At 45.0% G+C, this 18,610-nt stretch carries 14 protein-coding genes and 1 pseudogene; 5 read left to right on the top strand and 10 right to left on the bottom strand.

Going from position 1 to position 18,610, the window contains the following annotated elements; translation table 11 throughout:
• The 7 genes from RIE73_RS14325 to leuB all read right to left on the bottom strand — a co-directional run bounded on the left by RIE73_RS14325 (position 1) and on the right by leuB (position 9,348).
• Entirely contained in the window at positions 1 to 3,570 is a 3,570-nt protein-coding gene (locus tag RIE73_RS14325; RefSeq protein ID WP_446401810.1) for a CHAT domain-containing protein, read from the bottom strand.
• A gap of 477 nt (positions 3,571 to 4,047) precedes the next feature.
• Positions 4,048 to 4,692, bottom strand: a complete 645-nt coding sequence (locus tag RIE73_RS14320; RefSeq protein WP_446401809.1) for a type I restriction endonuclease — start codon at positions 4,690 to 4,692, stop codon at positions 4,048 to 4,050.
• Between the two features lie 172 nt (positions 4,693 to 4,864).
• Positions 4,865 to 5,077, bottom strand: a complete 213-nt coding sequence (locus RIE73_RS14315) for a type II toxin-antitoxin system VapB family antitoxin (RefSeq protein ID WP_446379669.1) — start codon at positions 5,075 to 5,077, stop codon at positions 4,865 to 4,867.
• 291 nt (positions 5,078 to 5,368) lie between these two features.
• Positions 5,369 to 7,537, bottom strand: a complete 2,169-nt coding sequence (locus RIE73_RS14310; RefSeq protein WP_446401808.1) for an AAA-like domain-containing protein — start codon at positions 7,535 to 7,537, stop codon at positions 5,369 to 5,371.
• Positions 7,538 to 7,546: 9 nt separating this feature from the next.
• On the bottom strand, positions 7,547 to 7,882 hold the full coding sequence (locus tag RIE73_RS14305) for a CU044_2847 family protein (protein WP_446401807.1): 336 nt from the start codon (positions 7,880 to 7,882) through the stop codon (positions 7,547 to 7,549).
• 18 nt (positions 7,883 to 7,900) lie between these two features.
• Positions 7,901 to 8,167, bottom strand: a complete 267-nt coding sequence (locus tag RIE73_RS14300; RefSeq protein WP_446390165.1) for a hypothetical protein — start codon at positions 8,165 to 8,167, stop codon at positions 7,901 to 7,903.
• Positions 8,168 to 8,256: 89 nt separating this feature from the next.
• Positions 8,257 to 9,348, bottom strand: a complete 1,092-nt coding sequence (gene leuB, locus RIE73_RS14295; protein ID WP_446401806.1) for a 3-isopropylmalate dehydrogenase — start codon at positions 9,346 to 9,348, stop codon at positions 8,257 to 8,259.
• Between the two features lie 295 nt (positions 9,349 to 9,643).
• On the opposite strand from leuB, the gene RIE73_RS14290 reads away from it, so the two are divergent.
• Together RIE73_RS14290 and RIE73_RS14285 are read left to right on the top strand one after the other, a co-directional pair.
• Positions 9,644 to 11,350, top strand: a complete 1,707-nt coding sequence (locus RIE73_RS14290) for an ABC transporter permease (protein ID WP_446401805.1) — start codon at positions 9,644 to 9,646, stop codon at positions 11,348 to 11,350.
• A 99-nt stretch (positions 11,351 to 11,449) separates the two neighbouring features.
• A complete protein-coding gene (locus tag RIE73_RS14285) occupies positions 11,450 to 12,364 on the top strand; it encodes a glycine betaine ABC transporter substrate-binding protein (RefSeq protein WP_446401841.1) in 915 nt (304 codons plus the stop codon).
• Here RIE73_RS14285 and RIE73_RS14280 read toward each other — a convergent pair.
• Positions 12,354 to 12,560, bottom strand: a pseudogene (locus tag RIE73_RS14280) (hypothetical protein); the annotation flags it as partial. The gene RIE73_RS14285 and the pseudogene RIE73_RS14280 overlap by 11 nt on opposite strands.
• A gap of 201 nt (positions 12,561 to 12,761) precedes the next feature.
• Entirely contained in the window at positions 12,762 to 13,814 is a 1,053-nt protein-coding gene (locus tag RIE73_RS14275) for a GHMP family kinase ATP-binding protein (RefSeq protein ID WP_446401804.1), read from the bottom strand.
• A gap of 106 nt (positions 13,815 to 13,920) precedes the next feature.
• Between RIE73_RS14275 and RIE73_RS14270 the strand changes: the two genes are divergently transcribed.
• The 3 genes from RIE73_RS14270 (at position 13,921) to RIE73_RS14260 (ending at position 17,543) form a co-directional block, all read left to right on the top strand.
• Positions 13,921 to 15,201: a glycosyltransferase gene (locus RIE73_RS14270; RefSeq protein ID WP_446401803.1), complete on the top strand. Its 1,281-nt coding sequence runs from the start codon at positions 13,921 to 13,923 to the stop codon at positions 15,199 to 15,201.
• Positions 15,202 to 15,217: 16 nt separating this feature from the next.
• Complete coding sequence (locus RIE73_RS14265) at positions 15,218 to 16,204, top strand: sulfotransferase (RefSeq protein WP_446401802.1); 987 nt, start codon at positions 15,218 to 15,220, stop codon at positions 16,202 to 16,204.
• Between the two features lie 895 nt (positions 16,205 to 17,099).
• Complete coding sequence (locus tag RIE73_RS14260; RefSeq protein ID WP_446401801.1) at positions 17,100 to 17,543, top strand: OsmC family peroxiredoxin; 444 nt, start codon at positions 17,100 to 17,102, stop codon at positions 17,541 to 17,543.
• A 172-nt stretch (positions 17,544 to 17,715) separates the two neighbouring features.
• Here RIE73_RS14260 and psbA read toward each other — a convergent pair.
• On the bottom strand, positions 17,716 to 18,610 hold an 895-nt coding region (psbA, locus tag RIE73_RS14255), incomplete at its 5' end, for a photosystem II q(b) protein (protein WP_446401800.1).

The following is an 18,610-nucleotide window of genomic DNA, read 5'->3' as shown; positions in this document are numbered from 1 at the left end:
TTACCGCCAATCGCCTATTAGAACAAACGATGCCCAGTGATAGGGTCTGAAGTAATCTCCTTTGTCTGGATGATCAAGGTATTCTGTTAAGAAAGCAATTTGACTTTGCCGCAGAGCTTCTGCTTTTGTAATATTAGGTTGACTAAACTGTTGATAAAATCGAATCATAAACTCAGCAATTGCTGAGTCATCTACGTCCCATAGAGTACCAAGTGTACTGTCTACTCCGGTTCGTAAAGCTGTTCCTGAAAATCCAAAAACTGCCTGCTCGCCTCCTAAAGCTGTACCAGGACTACTAAGAACTACTAATTCAATAGAATTTAATTTGTTATCCTGACTGGATCGCAGCAAATCTTCAAAATCTTGTAATGTTATTGCCTCATCCCAAGTAAGCATATTACCAGCAGTTGCAATATGAAGAATAGAAAAAGAACGCGATTCAAGCGCTTCTTTAACAGTTTGAATGGTGAAATTTTGATCAAATAATAATTCACTTGGTATCATTTGACTAATTTCCGTAACCTCAACCGAAACCTTGTCTAATACACCAATTCCATACTGTTCAAAAGAAGGTGTATTAGATGCTCCTGCAATTAAAGCTCTTAACGGTCTTTCCCTTATCTGAGCTTGTATCATTTGTATACTAGGAGTGATGGCAATCGCATAATTTTCTACCAAATACTGTTGACCATCATAAAAAGCTGCCATAGGAATATGGCGGAGCCAATCATCCAACACAAATACCAGAGTTTTGACATCACTTTGAGCTAACGCTAATTCAGCAGGTTGAATCAGCAAGTCATAAAGTTCTTTAGAATCTGATTTAAGCTGGCTCAGGGAGGTATAACGCCTTGTGAGGTTTCGTCGATATTTTTTCACAATTTGGTCTAATTTATTTTTAGATACTCCATAATTGGTGTAGTGGTATAAAGGTTGACTTGGTAAGTGAAAAATTACTTCTAGACGATCGTCCAGAATAATTGGATAGATGACGGCAGCTTTTGCGTCAATTTGCTCAATCTGCACTAATTCATTATCCACATAAAATAACTCGCGGAAGTTGTTGAATTCAGTTAAATGGAGGGACTCAATAACTTGACGAACTTGATGAAGATTTTTTTGTTTAGGTTCAGTCTTGTGTAATTGTAAGAGTGAATCAATTTTTTTTCGATAAACACGTTCTACAGTTTCTCTTAAAAACACCTGTATAGCTGGATTGAGACTGGTCAAGTCACCGTCTAAAGACTGTAGACTATCAAATGCTTCCGTGTGAGCAGATACAGCCCCCTGAATATCTCCTTGCGTTTCCAACAAACGACCTTTGGAGTTTAAAGCTTGGGCAAGAATGACTAATTTATCAGAAGAGGTTACTCCATCTGTATCTGTCTGTAATAAATTCAAACTGTCTGAGACTGCCTTCTCCGCTTCAGTTAATTTATCCAATTCATGATAAGCTATCGAGATATTGCTCAGCAGCATAGCTTGTTTTAATTTATAGTCTCTAATTTCAAAGGATACAGCCGCTTGTTTCCAGGCTTTTTCTGCCTCAACAGATTGACCAACTTTGTAAAGTTCTCCACCTAGTTCAGATAACAGCGATACATTTTGAATATCTTGTTTTGCCTGATCGCGTTCTATCTGGGCAGCAGCAACTTCTTGGTTAGCTTGCTGAATCCTCTGCTCTGCTTCCTTAACTTTCTGATTGGCAATTTGAGCTTCTTGTTCTGCCTTTTCCAGTTTGGCTGTCGCTACATTTACTTGCTGATTGGCGGTTTGAATTCTCTGTTGAGCCGCTTTAACTTTTTGATTAGCAACTTGAGCCTGCTGCTGTGCTTGTTGTAGTTTTTCCGTAGCTAAACTCACTTGCTGATTAGCGTTTTCAACTCGACGCTTGGCAGCTTTTTCATTCTCATTAGCGGCTTTAACCGCTTGCTGTGCTTTTTGCAATTCTGTTTGAGACACAGCTATTTGCTGCCTAGATTGTTTAACTCGTTGGTTTGCTTGTGAAGCCTTATTTTCCGCCTCTCGTTGCGCTTTTTGAGCTTCTCGCTGCGCTTGTTCCGCTTTTTCAGCTTGCTTAGTTGCTTCCCTAGCTTTTCCCACTTCCCGACTCGCCACTGTTCCTGAAATGAGGGCGATTAGTAAGGCGGCAATTGAGACAATAGAGCCAATAATTACCCGTTGTTTAGCTTTGCGATTCGCCTCAGTTAACACCTGATTGCGCTGTTCTGCGGCTTCTCTATCCTTCCGTTCCCGTTCTAATTCCGCTTCCCTTTCTGCTACCGCAATTTGCGCCTCAATTGCCTTCTTTTCACCAGCAGCAAGAAACTGCTGATCCAGATAACTTAAATTTTTTCCTTTCGCCCAAGCTTGCGCCTCTTGCAACGCCTTACCCTGCAACAGAAAGTCATCCTCATACCCAGAGGCTACCCACTTTCTAAACGTCTCGGCGTAGGGACGTAGATTCCTTAATTCTTGGTCAATCCAATTTTGGTCAAAGATGAGCCGATAAATGCGATTGTAAGTCCTTAAGCTTCCTCCCTGCTTCACCACCAACCCCGCCAGCTTTAATCGGGCTTCATCATCACTATTCGTGGCGTCAATTTCCCCATCCTGCCAAATTTGCCGATACAATTCCAGTAAATACCCTGCCCGTTGCTCATTGCTTAAAACGCGATCGCGGATTGTCCGGAGATGTTCTGGCTCATCCTGGGCTTCCCAGTTTTCCAGTATACGCGATCGCACTAACTTTTCGACTAATAATTCTGCCTCACGGCTAGAGGTAATGGCAAAGGGAGAAGTCAGCACCAACTGACATAACTTTTGTGTCAGAAACGGTTGTCCCCCTGTCCAGTTTATGATCTCCCTGAGAACTACCTGGGGATTCTCCGCCTTACCCGCTAATCCCGGCGCTAAGGGTGACACTTCCGACAAGCTAAACCCGCGCAATTCAATCGCCCTACCAATATTAAACGGCGTGCGGGTTTTATCCTGAATTAAATCTGAAGGCGTCGCCACTCCCAACAAGGCAAATGTTAGGCGTTGATAGTCTGAATGATCTGCCCGTTCGTTATAACAAGCGCGAATCAGGGCAAAAAAATCGTCTTTTAGGTCTAACTTGAGAATACTATCGATTTCATCAATAAAAATAACAATCGGTTGGGAAATCTCGGCTAATAATACCGTCTCGATAAACTCACCCAAACGCTGTGTCGGGGACAATCCCTCCCGTTCATTCCACCATTTGATCACCTTAACCTTAATTCCCAAACTCCGCGCCAGTCGGCGAATTAAACCCAGATACCATTCCGAAGGGGCAATATCGTGACTCCCAATGGCGGTAATATCAATCACACCACAAGCAACACCCTCGGCTTGCAATCGCCGCATGGTTTGCACCCGCAAGCTAGATTTACCCATTTGGCGGGAATTGAGAACATAGCAGAATTCGCCTGCTTTTAAAGCTTCATAAAAATCCTGATCCGCTTGGCGCACCACATAGGTGGGATGATCCTGTTTTAGACTCCCGCCGACTTGATAGCTGTAGTCTGGATGGGATGCGGTACTCATCCTCAAATCCCCCGAAATGGTATGTATACGGTAATCCGTAGGGTGCGTTAGCGCAGCGTAACGCACCGCCTTTATTTTCGCCCAGAATTGGTGCATTCTGGCGTTAAATTATTTTATCCTAACAATTTCCCTTAAGATTTTTGCCCCAAATTGGTGCGTTACGGCGCTATAAATGATTTAATTCTCGCAATTCTCACTAAATAAGCGCCTAACGCACCCTACATTCCATTGCTGTAGGGGCGCACCGACGTGCGCCCTTCTGACGTGCGCCCTTCTGACGTTCGCCCTTTTAACACGCCCGCAAATGAGGAAAGGGCGACCCGAGTTAATTAAGTGGATTACCGTTGTTAATTGATGCAAGCGGGTCGCCCCTACACAAGGTTTATGGCACTGTAAATGAAGGCGATCGCGTTTGTTACATTTCTGATGTTTGTAGTCAATGATGCCAGATTAGGGCGCTAAAGCGCAACTACGAACCTAGTTTAAGGACTGTGCTATTTGACCTAATTTTTTTAAAATACCAGCTACTCTGTATAACTCATTTCCCTGATTCAATACGGAAAACTCATTAGAAAAACTATAGTGCGGCGTCGGTTGTTGACTCAATTTAATAAAAATAAACTCTGTCCCATTCGTGACTAATCCAAATGCTGGCTTTTCTGGCTGAGGATACGCCATCATATAAGCCAATGCTTGAGGAATTCCCACCTTTAAGGAGTATTCTGCCCGTTTTGCCTCAATTACCGTAATCCAAAACTGGGGTTGGCAGATTAAAATATCAATCTTTCCCCGTACAGTTGTCCCGTTATCCTGGGAGGTAATTCTCACCTCATGTTCAGCCGCTAAGTAAAATGGTGAACGATAAAACCCAGCCACACTCAATAACGGGGATAGCACCACCATTTTAACAATGGGTTCTAACATGGGATATTGAGACAAATGAAGATAATCATCTTTGACTTGATCCAGCCATTGCTGTTCTACTGGACTCAGTTCGGGTAAATTCTCCTGCCATTCTGGAAAAAACTGGGCTTCGTCAGTTGGTACTAACCCAAAGGTTTCACTCAGTTGATGTAAGGTAATCTCTTGAGCAGAAATTGTTTGCACTGATGGATTCATCATTCATTTCAAATATTTTTGTTTTGTAGGGTGCGTTAGCGTAGTGTAACGCACCACCTTTTATTATCTCTCAGAATTGGTGCGTTACGGCGCTAACTCATTTAATTCTCAAAATTTACACTAAATAAGCGCCTAACGCACCCTACATTTATATTCATATAGATTTACAGATGTATCAATCAGCAGCATAGCGAGTTTCGCGCATAGCCTTGTGATCAAAATCAGGAATGAACTGAATTTGCCCTGCCAGATCAAGCAAATTCTTCTTGCGGCGAGAGCGTACTAGCTCTTGCAAAGCAAGGTTCAGTAATTCTTCTTGGGTAGTGAGCTTTGTTAATTTCAAGGCTTCGTTGAGCAGGGCTTCATCAAGGTTAAGAGTGACTTGCATAGTTTGCAGATAGGTTACAGTTTCGTAGGGTGCGTTAGCGTAACGCGCCACCTTTTATTCTATTCCCAAATTGGTGCGTTACGGCGCTAACTCATTTAATCCTCACAATTTACACCAAATCAGCGCCTAACGCACCCTACATTTATATTCATATAGATTTGATAAAACGCTTGAGTTCCCCTTCTCCCGTGCAACAAAAAGCGAAGCATCCTCTGTCCTCCCCCCTCTTGTAGGGGGGAACGAGGGGGGTCTGGAGTTGGGGTTAGGGAAAGAGGGTGAAGTACGAAGGATTTAATCTCCCAAATTATCGCGGAAATAATTCCGGTACAAATCACACCTCGGAATCGCCTCATTTCCCTGTAACTGCACTAACCCCATACTGTCTAATTTAAACGCTAACTCGGCATCTAATTCCACGGACTTATTTTTCACTACCACCTGACGAAACGCTTCCTTTAATTTGGGATATTCCTTCAAATTCCACCAATGTCGCCGCAAATGATCACTATAAATTCCCGCTTCTGTCGCCGCTGTTTCTGCTAACTCTTCTAACGTCACATCCTGACGCCGCAAATGATACAACGCTTTTTGAACTAAATAGGGATGTCCCCCGACTAACTGCGTTAATTCCTCAACCTGACTGGTTGTCCAATTCAGTCCATAACGTCCGGCTAAATCTAACATCTGCTCGGTACTAAACTCCGGCAATTCCACATTTTTGCCCACATTAAATGGCGATTGATTAATATCCAACGGCACATACACCTCCGTTGAATGTACCACCACTAACCGCAATTTTTCCCACAATTCGCTACTAAAATCACCATACCGCGCCCCCTCATACCAAGAGCGCAATAAGGCAAAAAAGTCATCAGCAATGGCTCGATGGGGAAATACTCGGTCAACTTCATCCAACCCCAAAACCAAGGGCTGGTCAATTTCTTCTAATAAACATTCCTCAAAATAGGCTGTACATTTATCCTTACTTCCATACCCACTCCAATATTCATCCAACTGATTTAATTGCTTGAGTCGCCGCCCCACCTGTTCACAAAACCAGCGTAAAAATTGATCTAAATTGCCTAAAAGCTGACTATCTGCTCGTTGTAAACTTAAGGGGATAGCATGATACCCTTGTTCTTTGGCATGATGAAGAATTCGCGCCATTAACGAGGTTTTTCCCATCTGTCGGGGGGCTTTAATCCGAATCAAGCTACCGGGTTGTAAAATTTCTTGATAACAATCCGTTTCTATTGGCAAACGCTCCACATATAACCCGGATTTGAGTGAAACCGCGCCTCCGGGTTCCCGTTGTAATTCCGGTTCTGCTACAGGTAACGGAGGAGAATCGGGACTAGCCACCGCAGGCGCAGCAGGTTCTGGAGTCTCCACGGAGGGAGCCAGCCAAGGTTCTCCCCCATCTTGGCATATCAGCGCCAACAGTTCCTGCACAATCGCCGATGTATCGTCAGGAGAATGCCATTCCCGTTGCTGAATCCGCTGTAAATATCCCCGCAGGTCATAATTTAATGGGGAATCCATGGGAAAGTTGACCCGAATTGGCAGAATCACGGGTTTCTTTTCTTCCCGTCTATCCCGCAATTCCCTCGCCCGTCGCACTTCCTCTGTCACCATTTCACTGGTTGCCGATTGGGAGGATAATAAGAGGAGGAAATAATCACATTGTTCTAATTCCTGATCAATTCGTTCCGCCCAATTTTCCCCTAAACGAATACTGGCTCCCGCCATAAACGGTTCATGTCCAGCCGTTTTCAAGGCTTCATAAAACTGCTGGGCTAAACTGACATCAGGATCACGGCTGCGGTAGCTGATAAAGATTTTGGCAGTTTGAGGCGAAGGGGAGGCGATAGGATGAGGAGATGTTGGGGTTAAGAAGTCTTGCAGGGTTGACCATTTTTCGCTGATTGTACTGAGTGGTAAAGCTAGCGCCCCTTGGCTATGGTCAAACGCCGCAATTACTCCAACCACCCGCTGAATTTCCGCATCAAAAACAGGGGAACCACTATAGCCTCCCTGCACCCGTTGAGCATCTGCCATTACCCGCAGCCGCAGCATGGGTAAATTGCCAAAATTGGTTTGGGGATTGATATCCGTAATTGCTCCATCAATGGACGCGCCTTCTGGAAAATCGGGACGCCCATAACCAATACTTAAGAAGCGATGCATCGGTGTCACTGAGAGGGACAAGGGAACGCCTTCCCCCTGATACCCAGTTATCTGCAAGACAGCAAAATCATCCTGCTGACTATTCCCCAGATACACCAAGGATACCGATTTCCCCTGCACTCGTACTTGTTCCCAGCCACCAGCCGCTTCCACCACATGGGCGCAGGTGAGCAAATACCCGTGAGACGAGACAAAAAATCCTGTCCCTCGGATAATACCATCCTCAGCCGCCGCGATCGCAACTGTCGCCCGTTTTACCTGTTGCCAACTCATCAGGCTTGATTACCGTTTATCCATCTTCCAACTCACTTTAACCTTAAGGGTTGCGGTTCCCGAAGATTCCACCAGATACACATTACCTTTGGCAGTAAAATTAATCCCAAATTCCACTTCAGCATCCGTGGCTTGGGTTTCTCGATGTAATTGTTGAAAGGCTTTGGTTAAGGGGCGACAACCGCGTACAATTAACGCCTGAATCACATTAAAGCTGCGATCAAGTTTCTTAATTGGCGATTCTCCAGGCGTTGCTACCTGACCCACAGTAGATTCTGGCACGTCCACCGCCACCAAAATCGTACCACCATCGTCCGTATCGAGTTCCAAAAGTTGCTGCGCCATAATTCAAATGACCAATGACTAATAAATTTCCGCTTCAAGCTGACTCAGTGGTACAAAACACTCTTGCGGTAAAAGAATCGGTTTCGCCCGAAAAATCAACTTACCACGATAGGTAAAGCGGTCAATTGCCACACCCATGGGACGTTGGGTCAGGTGGGGATGGACTTCATAATAGGTATGGTATATCTGCCGAGCGGCTCTGAGAAGACCCGGGTCTAACAACATCGGTAACCCTGTCCGAGTGTCTTGATACTCTTCTTGCCATTGCTGTGATGTGTATACCACCCGCCTAACCCTATTGTTTAATTCACCACCATGATTCTTGTCGGACGTTTCGCTGTAGAGCGAGTCGCTGCGCTCCTGGTTAACTTAACTTATGGCTGTTTGAGAATTTCAATCAAAGCATTTCCCATCTCCTGACAGCCGACAAGCGTCATTCCTGCTGACATAATATCCCCTGTACGGTTACCTTTCTCTAAAACTTTAAAAACGGCTTGCTCAATTTGGTCAGCCGCCGTTGGTTGATTCAACCCATAGCGTAGCATCATTGCCGTACTCAAGACTTGAGCCAAGGGATTTGCCTTATTTTGTCCAGCAATATCCGGCGCGGAACCGTGAACGGGTTCAAAAACGCCGGGTCCTTTTTCCCCTAAACTGGCAGAGGGTAACATGCCAATACTCCCGGTAAGCATCGCCGCCGCATCAGAAAGCACGTCTCCGAATAAATTGCCCGTGACAATCGTATCAAACTGCTTAGGTGCCCTGACTAACTGCATGGCAGCATTGTCAACATACAGATGAGATAACTCCACATCCGGATACTCAGCCGCTAATTGAGTCATGCGATCGCGCCATAATTGAGATACCTCGAGAACATTAGCTTTATCAACCGAACAGAGTTTACCCTGGCGTTTGCCAGCGGTTTCAAATGCCACTCGTCCAATCCGGTCAATTTCGGCTTCCGTATACGCCATTGTATTTACCCCGCGCTTTTCCCCGGTTTCGGTGGTAAAGATACCCTTCGGCTGACCGAAATAAACCCCGCCTGTCAATTCTCGCACCACCATAATATCCACCCCGTCAACCACCTCCCGTTTCAAGGTTGAAGCATCAATGAGTTGGGGTAATATGGTGGCAGGTCGCAAATTGGCAAATAACCCTAATCCTGCTCGTAATCCCAACAAACCCGTTTCCGGGCGTTGATGGCGCGGCAGGTTATCCCATTGATAACCCCCAATAGCCGCCAGTAAAACAGCGTCGCTATGGCGGCATTTTTCCAGGGTGTCAGTCGGTAGGGGTTCCCCAGTAGCATCAATTGCCGCCCCTCCGATTAAGGCTTCAGTGAATTCAAAGCTAAGGTCGAACTGTGCGCCAATCACGTTTAACACATCTACCGCGACTGCCATAATTTCTGGACCGATGCCATCACCGGGCAAAAGGGTAATGCGGTAGTGCTGCTGTGCCATAACTTATACTGTGTAATCCTGTGGACAATCTGAACAAGTGGACGCCTGAACCATGCAACTTGACCAAGCAGTCTCTTATCATAACGGCTAATTGACCCCCCTGACTGGAATTGGTTTCAATTTTTTAAGTTCATCGGGAAAATGGGGATTGAGGATTAGGGAAGAGGAGAGAACAGGAAGAAAGAGTTTCAGTGATCAGATGTTGATCATTCGCTCATCGATAACAAGCTGGAGGATGTCTAAAACTCATTAAGTTGGAACGATATAAGCTTTTACTACGGAGACTGAGATTACGATGGCATTGAATTTAGTGAACCAACTGGGTGAATGGAATCCCCAGTTATTTCGGGAAATCAAAGGACGGCTGAAACCCCGCAATATTTTAATTGCCGTCGCCATGTCTTTCCTGGGACAGTTACTGCTACTGATGGTTTTCGCGGGTCAATTACCCGTGGTTAAGGATACCATGACGGTTTACAACCGTTATTGTACAGGGTCAACTGAGGAATACTCGAGGGTTCCCGCCTGTCTATTCGATGGGTCAGGTGGGTTTGTGATCAATTGGTCTCTCTGGTGGCAGGATGTATTTTTGGGACTCAGCCTCATCGGTATTTTTGCCGTGTTAGTCGTTGGCACGTATATGCTGATTAGTGACCTGTCTCAGGAAGAACGTCGGGGTACGCTGAATTTTCTCCGGCTGACTCCGGGTTCAACGCTGAGTATTTTAGGCGGCAAATTGTTGGGAGTCCCCCTATTACTGTATCTTGTCGCCGCCCTCGCCTTGCCCTTGCATCTGGTGGCGGGTTTGGCGGGTGACGTTGGGTTGAGTCAGATTGTAGCCTTCTACGCGGTTCTGGGTGTCAGTTGTCTATTCTGTTTCAGTGGGGCGTTACTTTTTGGCTTAGTCGGTAGTTGGTTGGGCGGTTTTCAAGCGTGGTTAGGGGGTGGCGCCATTCTCCTATTCCTATCGATTACCACCAGCGTTATTGACGGGGGGATGACTTATTATGCTACCGATTGGCTGACCTTGTTTAATCCGGCAATTTTGTTACCCTACCTGATTAATTCGAGTTCTCTAGATGTCGCGAATACCTATCCGAATGGGAATTTTAAGGATTTGGTTTGGTTTTTTATTCCCATCGGAAAGACAATAGGGATGATGGCAGGATTTGCCATTCTCAATGCGGGTTTATGGAGTTACTGGATTTGGCAGGGGTTAAATCGAAATTTTCACAATCCTACGGCTACCTTACTGAGTAAGCGACAAAGTTATCGGTTAACGGCTTGCGTTGAAGTGATGATTCTCGGATTTGCCTTAAATCCTCAGGTAACAAATTGGAGAAGTTATGCCGAAGGATTGTTTGAGAATCTGGAAATCCTGCTAGTGTTTAACTTGATCCTGTTTTTAGGGTTAATTGCCGCGTTGAGTCCCCATCGTCAAACGATGCAAGATTGGGCGCGTTACCGCCATGCCAAACGCTCGTCCCGCAAGGCTGGAATTATGGCAGACTTAATCTGGGGCAAAACCAGTCCCGCCCCTGTGGCGATTTTCTTGAATTTAGCGATCGCGTCTGCTATTTTACTGCCATGGATTCTGCTGTGGTCGCCCAGTGAATATAAGACACCCGCGATTTTGGGTGTGTTGGTTATGGTCAGTCTCGTCGTTTTCTATGCTTCAATCGGACAGCTTATGCTGTTGATGAAAACACCGAAGCGGGCGGTTTGGGCAGCAACGGTGGTTGGTGGACTGATCATCTTACCGCCGATTATTCTGGAAGTGTTGTCCATGTCCCCATCAGTAGAACCTGCGGCATGGCTATTTTCGGCGTTTCCTTGGGCTAGCATCCAATATGCGGCGGGAACGTCAGTATTATTCGCCCTCGTTGGTCAATCCCTGGCATTAGTCTTGTTGAATCTGCAACTCACCCGACAGTTGAAAAAAGCCGGTGAGTCTTCGACCAAAGCCTTACTGTCTGGGCGAATGCCCTTAGAGATTCAGTAGTTGAATCATCATTGTATTGTAGAGACGCGCCATGGCGCGTCTCTACAGCTAAAATTGTGTTGGCTAAACCCTTGGAAGCAAACCCAGAAAACCTGCATAATGCAAAAAATCCGTCAATTGGTAATTCTACCATTATTAACTCTTTTCGCGATCGCCACCCTCAGCAGTTGCGGTGGTGATGGTGCAGAATCAGGAGCAATTCGAGTTGGCTCAAAAGATTTTGCTGAACAATTTATCTTAGGAGAAATGTATGCCCTGGTACTAGAAGCGGAAGGCTTTCCCGTAGAACGCAAACTTAACTTAGGGGGGACTCAGGTGACTCATGAGAGTCTCAAATCGGGAGAAATTGATTTATATCCAGAATATACCGGGACTGGATTAATCACAATCTTGAAGCGTCCCCGGAATAGCGATTCCCAAGAAGTTTATAAAATCGTTTCCCAGGAGTATGCACAACAGTTTAATTTAGAGTGGCTGGAACCCGCCCCCATGAATAATACATACACGCTGTTTATGACGCCAGAGGATGCCCAACAGTATGGAATTGAAACGATTTCTGATATAGTGCCTCAAGCGAATGAACTGAAGATGGTTGGCACCTATGAGTTCCAAGGGCGTCCTGATGGATTATCTGGGCTGAAGCAAGTGTACGGTGATTTTAAATTAGCAGAGTATAAAGCCGTGAATGCCGCATTGAGATATCAAGCCTTGGCTCAAGATCAAGCCGATATTGCTGTAGGATTTGCCACAGATGGAGAAGTAAGCGCTCTGAATTTGGTCAGACTTGAAGATGACAAAAATTTCTTTCCTCCTTATGAGGTTGCACCCGTCGTGCGTCAGGATGTCCTAGAAGAAAACCCAGAAATTGAAACGACACTCAATGAGCTGTCTGCGAAAATCACCGATGAGGCAATGCAACGTCTCAATTACCAGGTAACTGGGAAACAACGGGAACCTGCTGAGGTAGCGAAAGAGTTTCTCGTTGAACAAGGATTTCTGGAATCTAATAACTAGGGTGAACTTTAGTTAGGAGTTGCTGAATAAGTGCTGTGGTGAGGGGGAGCGGGGGAAGCCGGGAAAGCCAATGTAGAGACGTGCCATGGCACGTCTGGGAGCGGGGGAGCTCTTCCAACTCAACTGATTTAAGCAATTTGTTCCAAGCATCGGAGACATCTTGATCATCGGGACGTTCACGCCGTAGTTCTATTAAAGTACCTAAAGTTTAGTACCAAATTCGCTCATAATCGGAATAGTTCTGGCTATTCTAATTTTCCTCTACTTTGGCATAGAATGAAAACCTATGCACAGAAACCAAATTTGGATTAGCTACCCCCGTTATAACTCAGTCCGCGTAGGCGGACTTTGTTTGTGTAGAAGCGATTTTAATCGCCGTGGCAAAAGGGAGTCACTATTAAAGGTTGGCATGAATGGTTAACGTCAAGGGATGCATGTGGGGAAAGTCTCGCTGAATAATGCGGATAACTTTTTGTTGACTGGTTTTATTTTTGACAATAAATTGGGCAGTACCATCGCCTTGAGAACCAACACCCTTGCCCCCTAGAATATAAGGTTGAATCGGTTCATAATTGAGCAGTTGGTGCAAAACGGGAGCCGTCAATTGCGGGGAACAAGCGGGGATGAGATAGCGATCAAATTCAGCTTGTGCCTGGGTCATTAACTGACCCAACTTTTGAGCATCTCCGGCTTGCAGTGCTTCAACCGCTGCTTGAGTAATTTGATAACTGATAGTACCGAGATAGTGCTGCACATTCTTCTGGATGTTATCAGTGCCAAAGGGATAACACTGATTCAGCCGACTGAGAATTTCTTGGGTATTTTTATTTGCACCCAGATCAACAATCACAAAAAACAAATCTTTGGCAACGTTTAGCTCGATAATATCTGCCGATGTGCCATCAAAAATCATGGCAATTGGTTGATTCCCATAAGCGCAGGCTTGATCCATACGTCCGCAGCGAGAAGGTGTGGTTGTCTCACCCAGATAAGCATATTCCATTTCGCCTCGCCGATTCATTTTTAGGTCATACAAGCGATTAAAAGCGCGTGCGACTAAAACGCAAATGGCTGCACTGGAGGATAACCCTTTCTGAATGGGTAAATCGGTGCGATAGTTATCGATTTCTACGCCACCTACTTGGAAGTAGGTGAGAAAATGATAGGCGACGCCAGCCGCATAACTGCCAAACCCTCCCTTTTGGGCTTCAGCCAGGAGAACAGAGCGTTCCATGGGCAACTGAATCGGGTCTGGACGAGTACCATCACTCAGGGAAGGGTGAAGAATGAAGTGGGTAGGATGGGGCTTGACTTTGGCATAGAGTCCCTGATTCGTTCCTGTGATAATGGTATAACCTTTTCCAAGCTGCGGATTCAGGCGGCGGTAGCCTCCCGCCCAATCGCTATGTTCACCAAACAGACAAAGGCGACCTGGCAAAAACAGTTCCATTCCTGTCCCCTATAATTATTGCGATCGCTATTAATAGAGTACTCTGGAGGTTAACACCTTGGCGCGATCGCTCTGGAGATCATCCCATTTACAATCTCAAACTGATATGACCCACTTTGGCATCATCTGTCCTGCTTCAGCCGGTCACCTCAACCCGATGACTACCTTAGGATACGAGCTAAACAAGCGTGGTCATCGTGTTACCCTGTTTGGAATACTCGATGCTCAGCCCAAAACTGTAGCAGCAGGACTGGATTTTTGGGCAATTGGTGAATCTGAGTACCCTCTTGGGGCAAATGCCGAATTGTTTGCCCAATTAGGTAAACTCAATGGTCGCCCCGCCTTGCAATACACTATCAATTGGATAGCTAAACGGACAGCAATGTTTTTCCGAGAAGCTCCGGACGCGATTAAAGCGGCTGGTGTGGAAGCGCTGCTAGTCGATCAAGTTTCACCCGGAGGAAGAACAGTTGCTGAATTATTGGACATTCCCTTTGTCACTGTCTGCTCTGCCTTAATGTTAAATCGAGACTACAATCTTCCTCCCTTTTTCACGCACTGGCGCCATAATCCGGTTTGGTGGGCGCGTCTGCGAAACCGACTGGGTTACAAGTTACTTGATCGGCTTGGGCAACCTATCCAAAACGTAGTTGCAGAGTACCGCCAAAAGTGGAATTTACCCGTTAATTCTAGCTACGGTGATGCCTACTCCCAACTAGCTCAACTGAGTCAACAGCCTGCTGAGTTGGAATTTCCCAGGCAGGATTTACCTGAGTGTTTTCATTTCACAGGACCCTATCATAATCCTGCCAGTCGAGAACCTGCTCCTTTCCCTTTTGAAAAGCTAACAGGGAAACCCTTGATTTACGCCTCAATGGGAACTCTCCAAAATCGCTTGATGCATGTTTTTCACCAAATTGCGGAAGCTTGTGTTGGATTAGATGTCCAGTTGGTAATCTCTCTGGGTGGTTCTGCGAGTCCAGAATCCCTACCAGAATTACCCGGTTTGCCGTTAGTTGTTGGCTATGCACCCCAATTGGAATTGTTGCAAAAAGCGACTTTGACTATTACTCATGCAGGTATGAATACCACTCTGGAATCCTTGAGCAATGGTGTGCCAATGGTAGCGATTCCGATTGCTAATGATCAACCTGGTGTGGCAGCACGTATTGCTTGGACGGGTACGGGCGAGTTTGTCCCCCTAGCCAGCTTAAATGTTTCCCGGCTGCGAGGTGCAATTGAAAAGGTATTGAGGGAAGATTTTTACAAACAAAATGCCGTAGGGTTAAAAGAAGCAATTCGTCGGGCTGGAGGAGTGAATCGAGCGGCTGATATTATTGAACAGGTTGTATCTACTGGGAAGCCAGTCTTAACTTCAAAAAACTAATCAATGTATAAAAAAAATGGGATCTATAGAGATTAATAAAACCGCTGATGAATCCTACTTAAACTTGCTTCCAAACATCGATATCAGTCCTATTTTTATTATGGGAGATCATCGCTCAGGAACAACCTTGTTGTACAAACTATTAGTAGCAACGCAGTGCTTCAACTTTGTCAAAGCCTACCATGTGATAAAGTATGAAGAGATTTTATCAAACTATCTAAATCAAACTGAAAATAAGGTGATTAAAGAGTTAGAGCAACTTTTACGATCCCTAAACATAAATAATCGTGTCATTGATAACGTGGAAGCAACGCCAGATTTGCCGGAAGAATATGGATTTATTCTTAAAAATAGAGGCTATGAATTGTACCTGAATTCTGATAATTTATTTTTGTTTATAGAGCTATGTAAAAAAATCCAATTTATTTCAAATCTAGATAGACCATTGTTAGTTAAAAATCCTTGGTGCTTTCCTCATTTTATATATGTTAAAAAGGTTTCTCCAAAATCTAAGTTTATCTTCATTCATCGACATCCAATTCACGTTATTAATTCAAAATTGAAAGCTACACGCTCTATATTAGCTGCTAAAAACCCTTATATTGCACTGCTATCACAAATGTATACACAGATATTTAAAAAACCTGTGCAACGCTTTTTTTATCAGGCTTTATACTCATCTTACTTCAACTTGGGATTACGTCGAGTCATTCAGCAGTCTGTTCAATCCACAACCTACTTCTTACAAAATGTTGATTCATTGCCTAATACAGATTATGTATCTGTCAAGTATGAAGATATTTGTCATCATCCCAAGGCAACTATTTTCAGTATTTTGCAATTTCTAGGACTACAGTCAAAAGCTGATTTAGCGTATGAAACTCTGATCGAACCACGTTCCCTTAACTTGCTACCAGAGGTGCAAAGGAAGTACAAACATATTTGCCAGGAGCTTAAACCATACTTATCGTACCACGGGTACGATACTGAGGGTGATGTTTGATTACCCTGGTTGTTTACAAGAGATGTAACTTTTTTATTGCTGGAGGTAAAAAAAATATCAATTATTGCATTTTACGATGATCAGCACAATAAAGCCGAACATACATTTAATCTATATCCCCTGCTTACATAAGTCACTGGACTTTGGACAAACAAAATGCGATCGCGGTTGGGAATCTGGTGTTTTTTTAATCGGGTTTCCGGTTAATAGTAAATTATGATATCGGGACATAAAACCCAATGTAGGGGCGGGTTTAGGGACAAAATTAATGGAGCCACCAATCACCTTTCTACAAAACCCGCCCTGCTCCAATCTTTCACCTGACCAATTCCCTAAAGTCCCAATTTCGACATTTTTTTGGTGCGATCGCGGTTGAGGATAAGGTGGGTTGGGTTGTCCAGTTGATTTTGAGGTGAGGAGGGCGGGTTTTGTTGTTCCATTATCGGTGACTAGCTGAATTGAGTCCCTAAACCCGCCCCTACATCTAATTTTTCTGCCCCAAATGCCTTGGCTAATAAATTACGCAAATTTATTTTTTTTGTCCAAAGTCCAATAAGTCAGTATCCTTTGTTTAAGTAACTTACTCCTTAGGGTAGATTCAACAAACCATTCAGGTTGCTTACTATCTGAGACATATCAGCCAATACCTCTCCCAATGTTCCGTCATAAGGTGGGTATTGTTGGTTCCGGTGAGACTCATGTCTCTTAATCAGGCAGGATCTACCTTGTGACACATGCAGTTGTTACCCATAACTCCTACTATAAATTGGCGAATGATGTAAATCTCGCAACAGCGTTTACATGACAAGCGATGGTGAAAGCCCTCGCGATTCATCCGAGGGATGAAACCAGTAAATAGAAAACATCACTTCAATACAACTTAGGAGGTAGGAGTTTGACTACACTAACCCGAACAGCACAAGCACAATGGAATGGCGACTTGAAAAGCGGCAATGGTCACATTAATGCATCAAGTCATATCCTCAACGATACTCCCTACACCTTTTCCACGCGCTTCGAGGATACCCCAGGTACAAATCCTGAAGAACTGCTTGCCTCTTCCCATGCGGCTTGTTACACTATGGCACTTGCCCATACCTTGGCAGAAAAAGGGTATCAACCGGACAATCTCCAAACTGAGGCATTCTGCTCGATAGAATCTCAGGAAAATGGAGGGTTTAAAATTACAAAAATGCGTCTAGCCACGCGAGGACAAGTCCCTAATCTGGATAATACTCTCTTTGGACAGATTGCCCAAGAAGCGGAAAAAGCTTGTCCAATTTCTAATGCCTTGCGTCAAAATGTAGAAATTGAACTTGATGCGGCTTTGAGTTCATAGTTCATGGTTCATGGTTCATGGTTCATGGTTCATGGTTCATGGTTCATGGTTCATCTCGTCGTCAAATCAAAGATTATGGCGTGAGACTTCTTACCGCATTAGTTAAAAATGTTGTAGGGTGGGCAATGAATGCCCACCCCGCATTTTACGACTATCTATCTAATTCGGAGAACTAGCCGTTGATGCTAGGAGCCGTTAACGCTACGGGAGTAGCTTCACCAGCCGCCAAGTCTAAGGGGAAGTTGTGAGCATTACGCTCGTGCATAACTTCAAATCCTAAGTTGGCGCGGTTGAGTACGTCCGCCCAGGTGTTGACGACACGACCTTGGGAATCCAGAATCGACTGGTTAAAGTTGAATCCATTCAGGTTGAATGCCATGGTGCTGATACCCAGTGCTGTGAACCAGATACCAACCACGGGCCACGCACCTAAGAAGAAGTGCAGAGAACGGCTGTTGTTGAAGGAAGCATATTGGAAGATTAACCGACCAAAGTAGCCGTGAGCGGCAACGATGTTGTAGGTTTCTTCTTCTTGCCCAAACTTGTAGCCGTAGTTCTGGGATTCAACTTCGGTGGTTTCACGAACCAGAGAGCTGGTGACTAGAGAACCATGCATCGCGCTGAACAATGCACCGCCGAATACACCAGCCACACCGAGCATGTGGAACGGGTGCATCAGGATGTTGTGCTCAGCTTGGAACACGAACATGAAGTTGAAGGTTCCAGAGATGCCCAGAGGCATACCATCGGAGAAAGAACCTTGACCGATGGGGTAGATGAGGAACACGGCGGTAGCAGCAGCTACAGGTGCGCTGTAAGCTACGCAGATCCAAGGACGCATACCTAAGCGGTAGGAGAGTTCCCACTCACGCCCCATGTAGGCGAAGACACCAATCAGGAAATGGAAAACCACTAACTGATAAGGACCACCGTTGTAAAGCCACTCATCTAAGGAAGCAGCTTCCCAGATGGGATAGAAGTGCAAGCCGATGGCGTTGGAGGAAGGAACAACAGCACCAGAGATGATGTTGTTACCGTACAGTAAGCTTCCCGCAACAGGCTCACGG

The sequence above is a fragment of the Coleofasciculus sp. C1-SOL-03 genome (assembly GCF_040220555.1).
GTDB lineage: Bacteria > Cyanobacteriota > Cyanobacteriia > Cyanobacteriales > Coleofasciculaceae > Coleofasciculus.
The sequence above is the reverse complement of the archived record's forward strand: the minus strand, read 5'-3'. Positions and strand labels throughout refer to the sequence as shown.

Excerpts from the sequence above, each read along its gene's own strand:
- RIE73_RS14315 (WP_446379669.1), bottom strand. The coding sequence starts at position 5,077 with ATGCAAGTCACTCTTAACCTTGATGAAGCCCTGCTCAACGAAGCCTTG.
- RIE73_RS14290 (WP_446401805.1), top strand. The coding sequence starts at position 9,644 with ATGGCATTGAATTTAGTGAACCAACTGGGTGAATGGAATCCCCAGTTA.
- RIE73_RS14325 (WP_446401810.1), bottom strand. The coding sequence starts at position 3,570 with ATGAGTACCGCATCCCATCCAGACTACAGCTATCAAGTCGGCGGGAGT.
- RIE73_RS14265 (WP_446401802.1), top strand. The coding sequence starts at position 15,218 with ATGGGATCTATAGAGATTAATAAAACCGCTGATGAATCCTACTTAAAC.
- RIE73_RS14305 (WP_446401807.1), bottom strand. The coding sequence starts at position 7,882 with ATGGCGCAGCAACTTTTGGAACTCGATACGGACGATGGTGGTACGATT.
- RIE73_RS14310 (WP_446401808.1), bottom strand. The coding sequence starts at position 7,537 with ATGAGTTGGCAACAGGTAAAACGGGCGACAGTTGCGATCGCGGCGGCT.
- RIE73_RS14285 (WP_446401841.1), top strand. The coding sequence starts at position 11,450 with ATGCAAAAAATCCGTCAATTGGTAATTCTACCATTATTAACTCTTTTC.
- RIE73_RS14270 (WP_446401803.1), top strand. The coding sequence starts at position 13,921 with ATGACCCACTTTGGCATCATCTGTCCTGCTTCAGCCGGTCACCTCAAC.
- RIE73_RS14275 (WP_446401804.1), bottom strand. The coding sequence starts at position 13,814 with ATGGAACTGTTTTTGCCAGGTCGCCTTTGTCTGTTTGGTGAACATAGC.
- leuB (WP_446401806.1), bottom strand. The coding sequence starts at position 9,348 with ATGGCACAGCAGCACTACCGCATTACCCTTTTGCCCGGTGATGGCATC.
- RIE73_RS14320 (WP_446401809.1), bottom strand. The coding sequence starts at position 4,692 with ATGATGAATCCATCAGTGCAAACAATTTCTGCTCAAGAGATTACCTTA.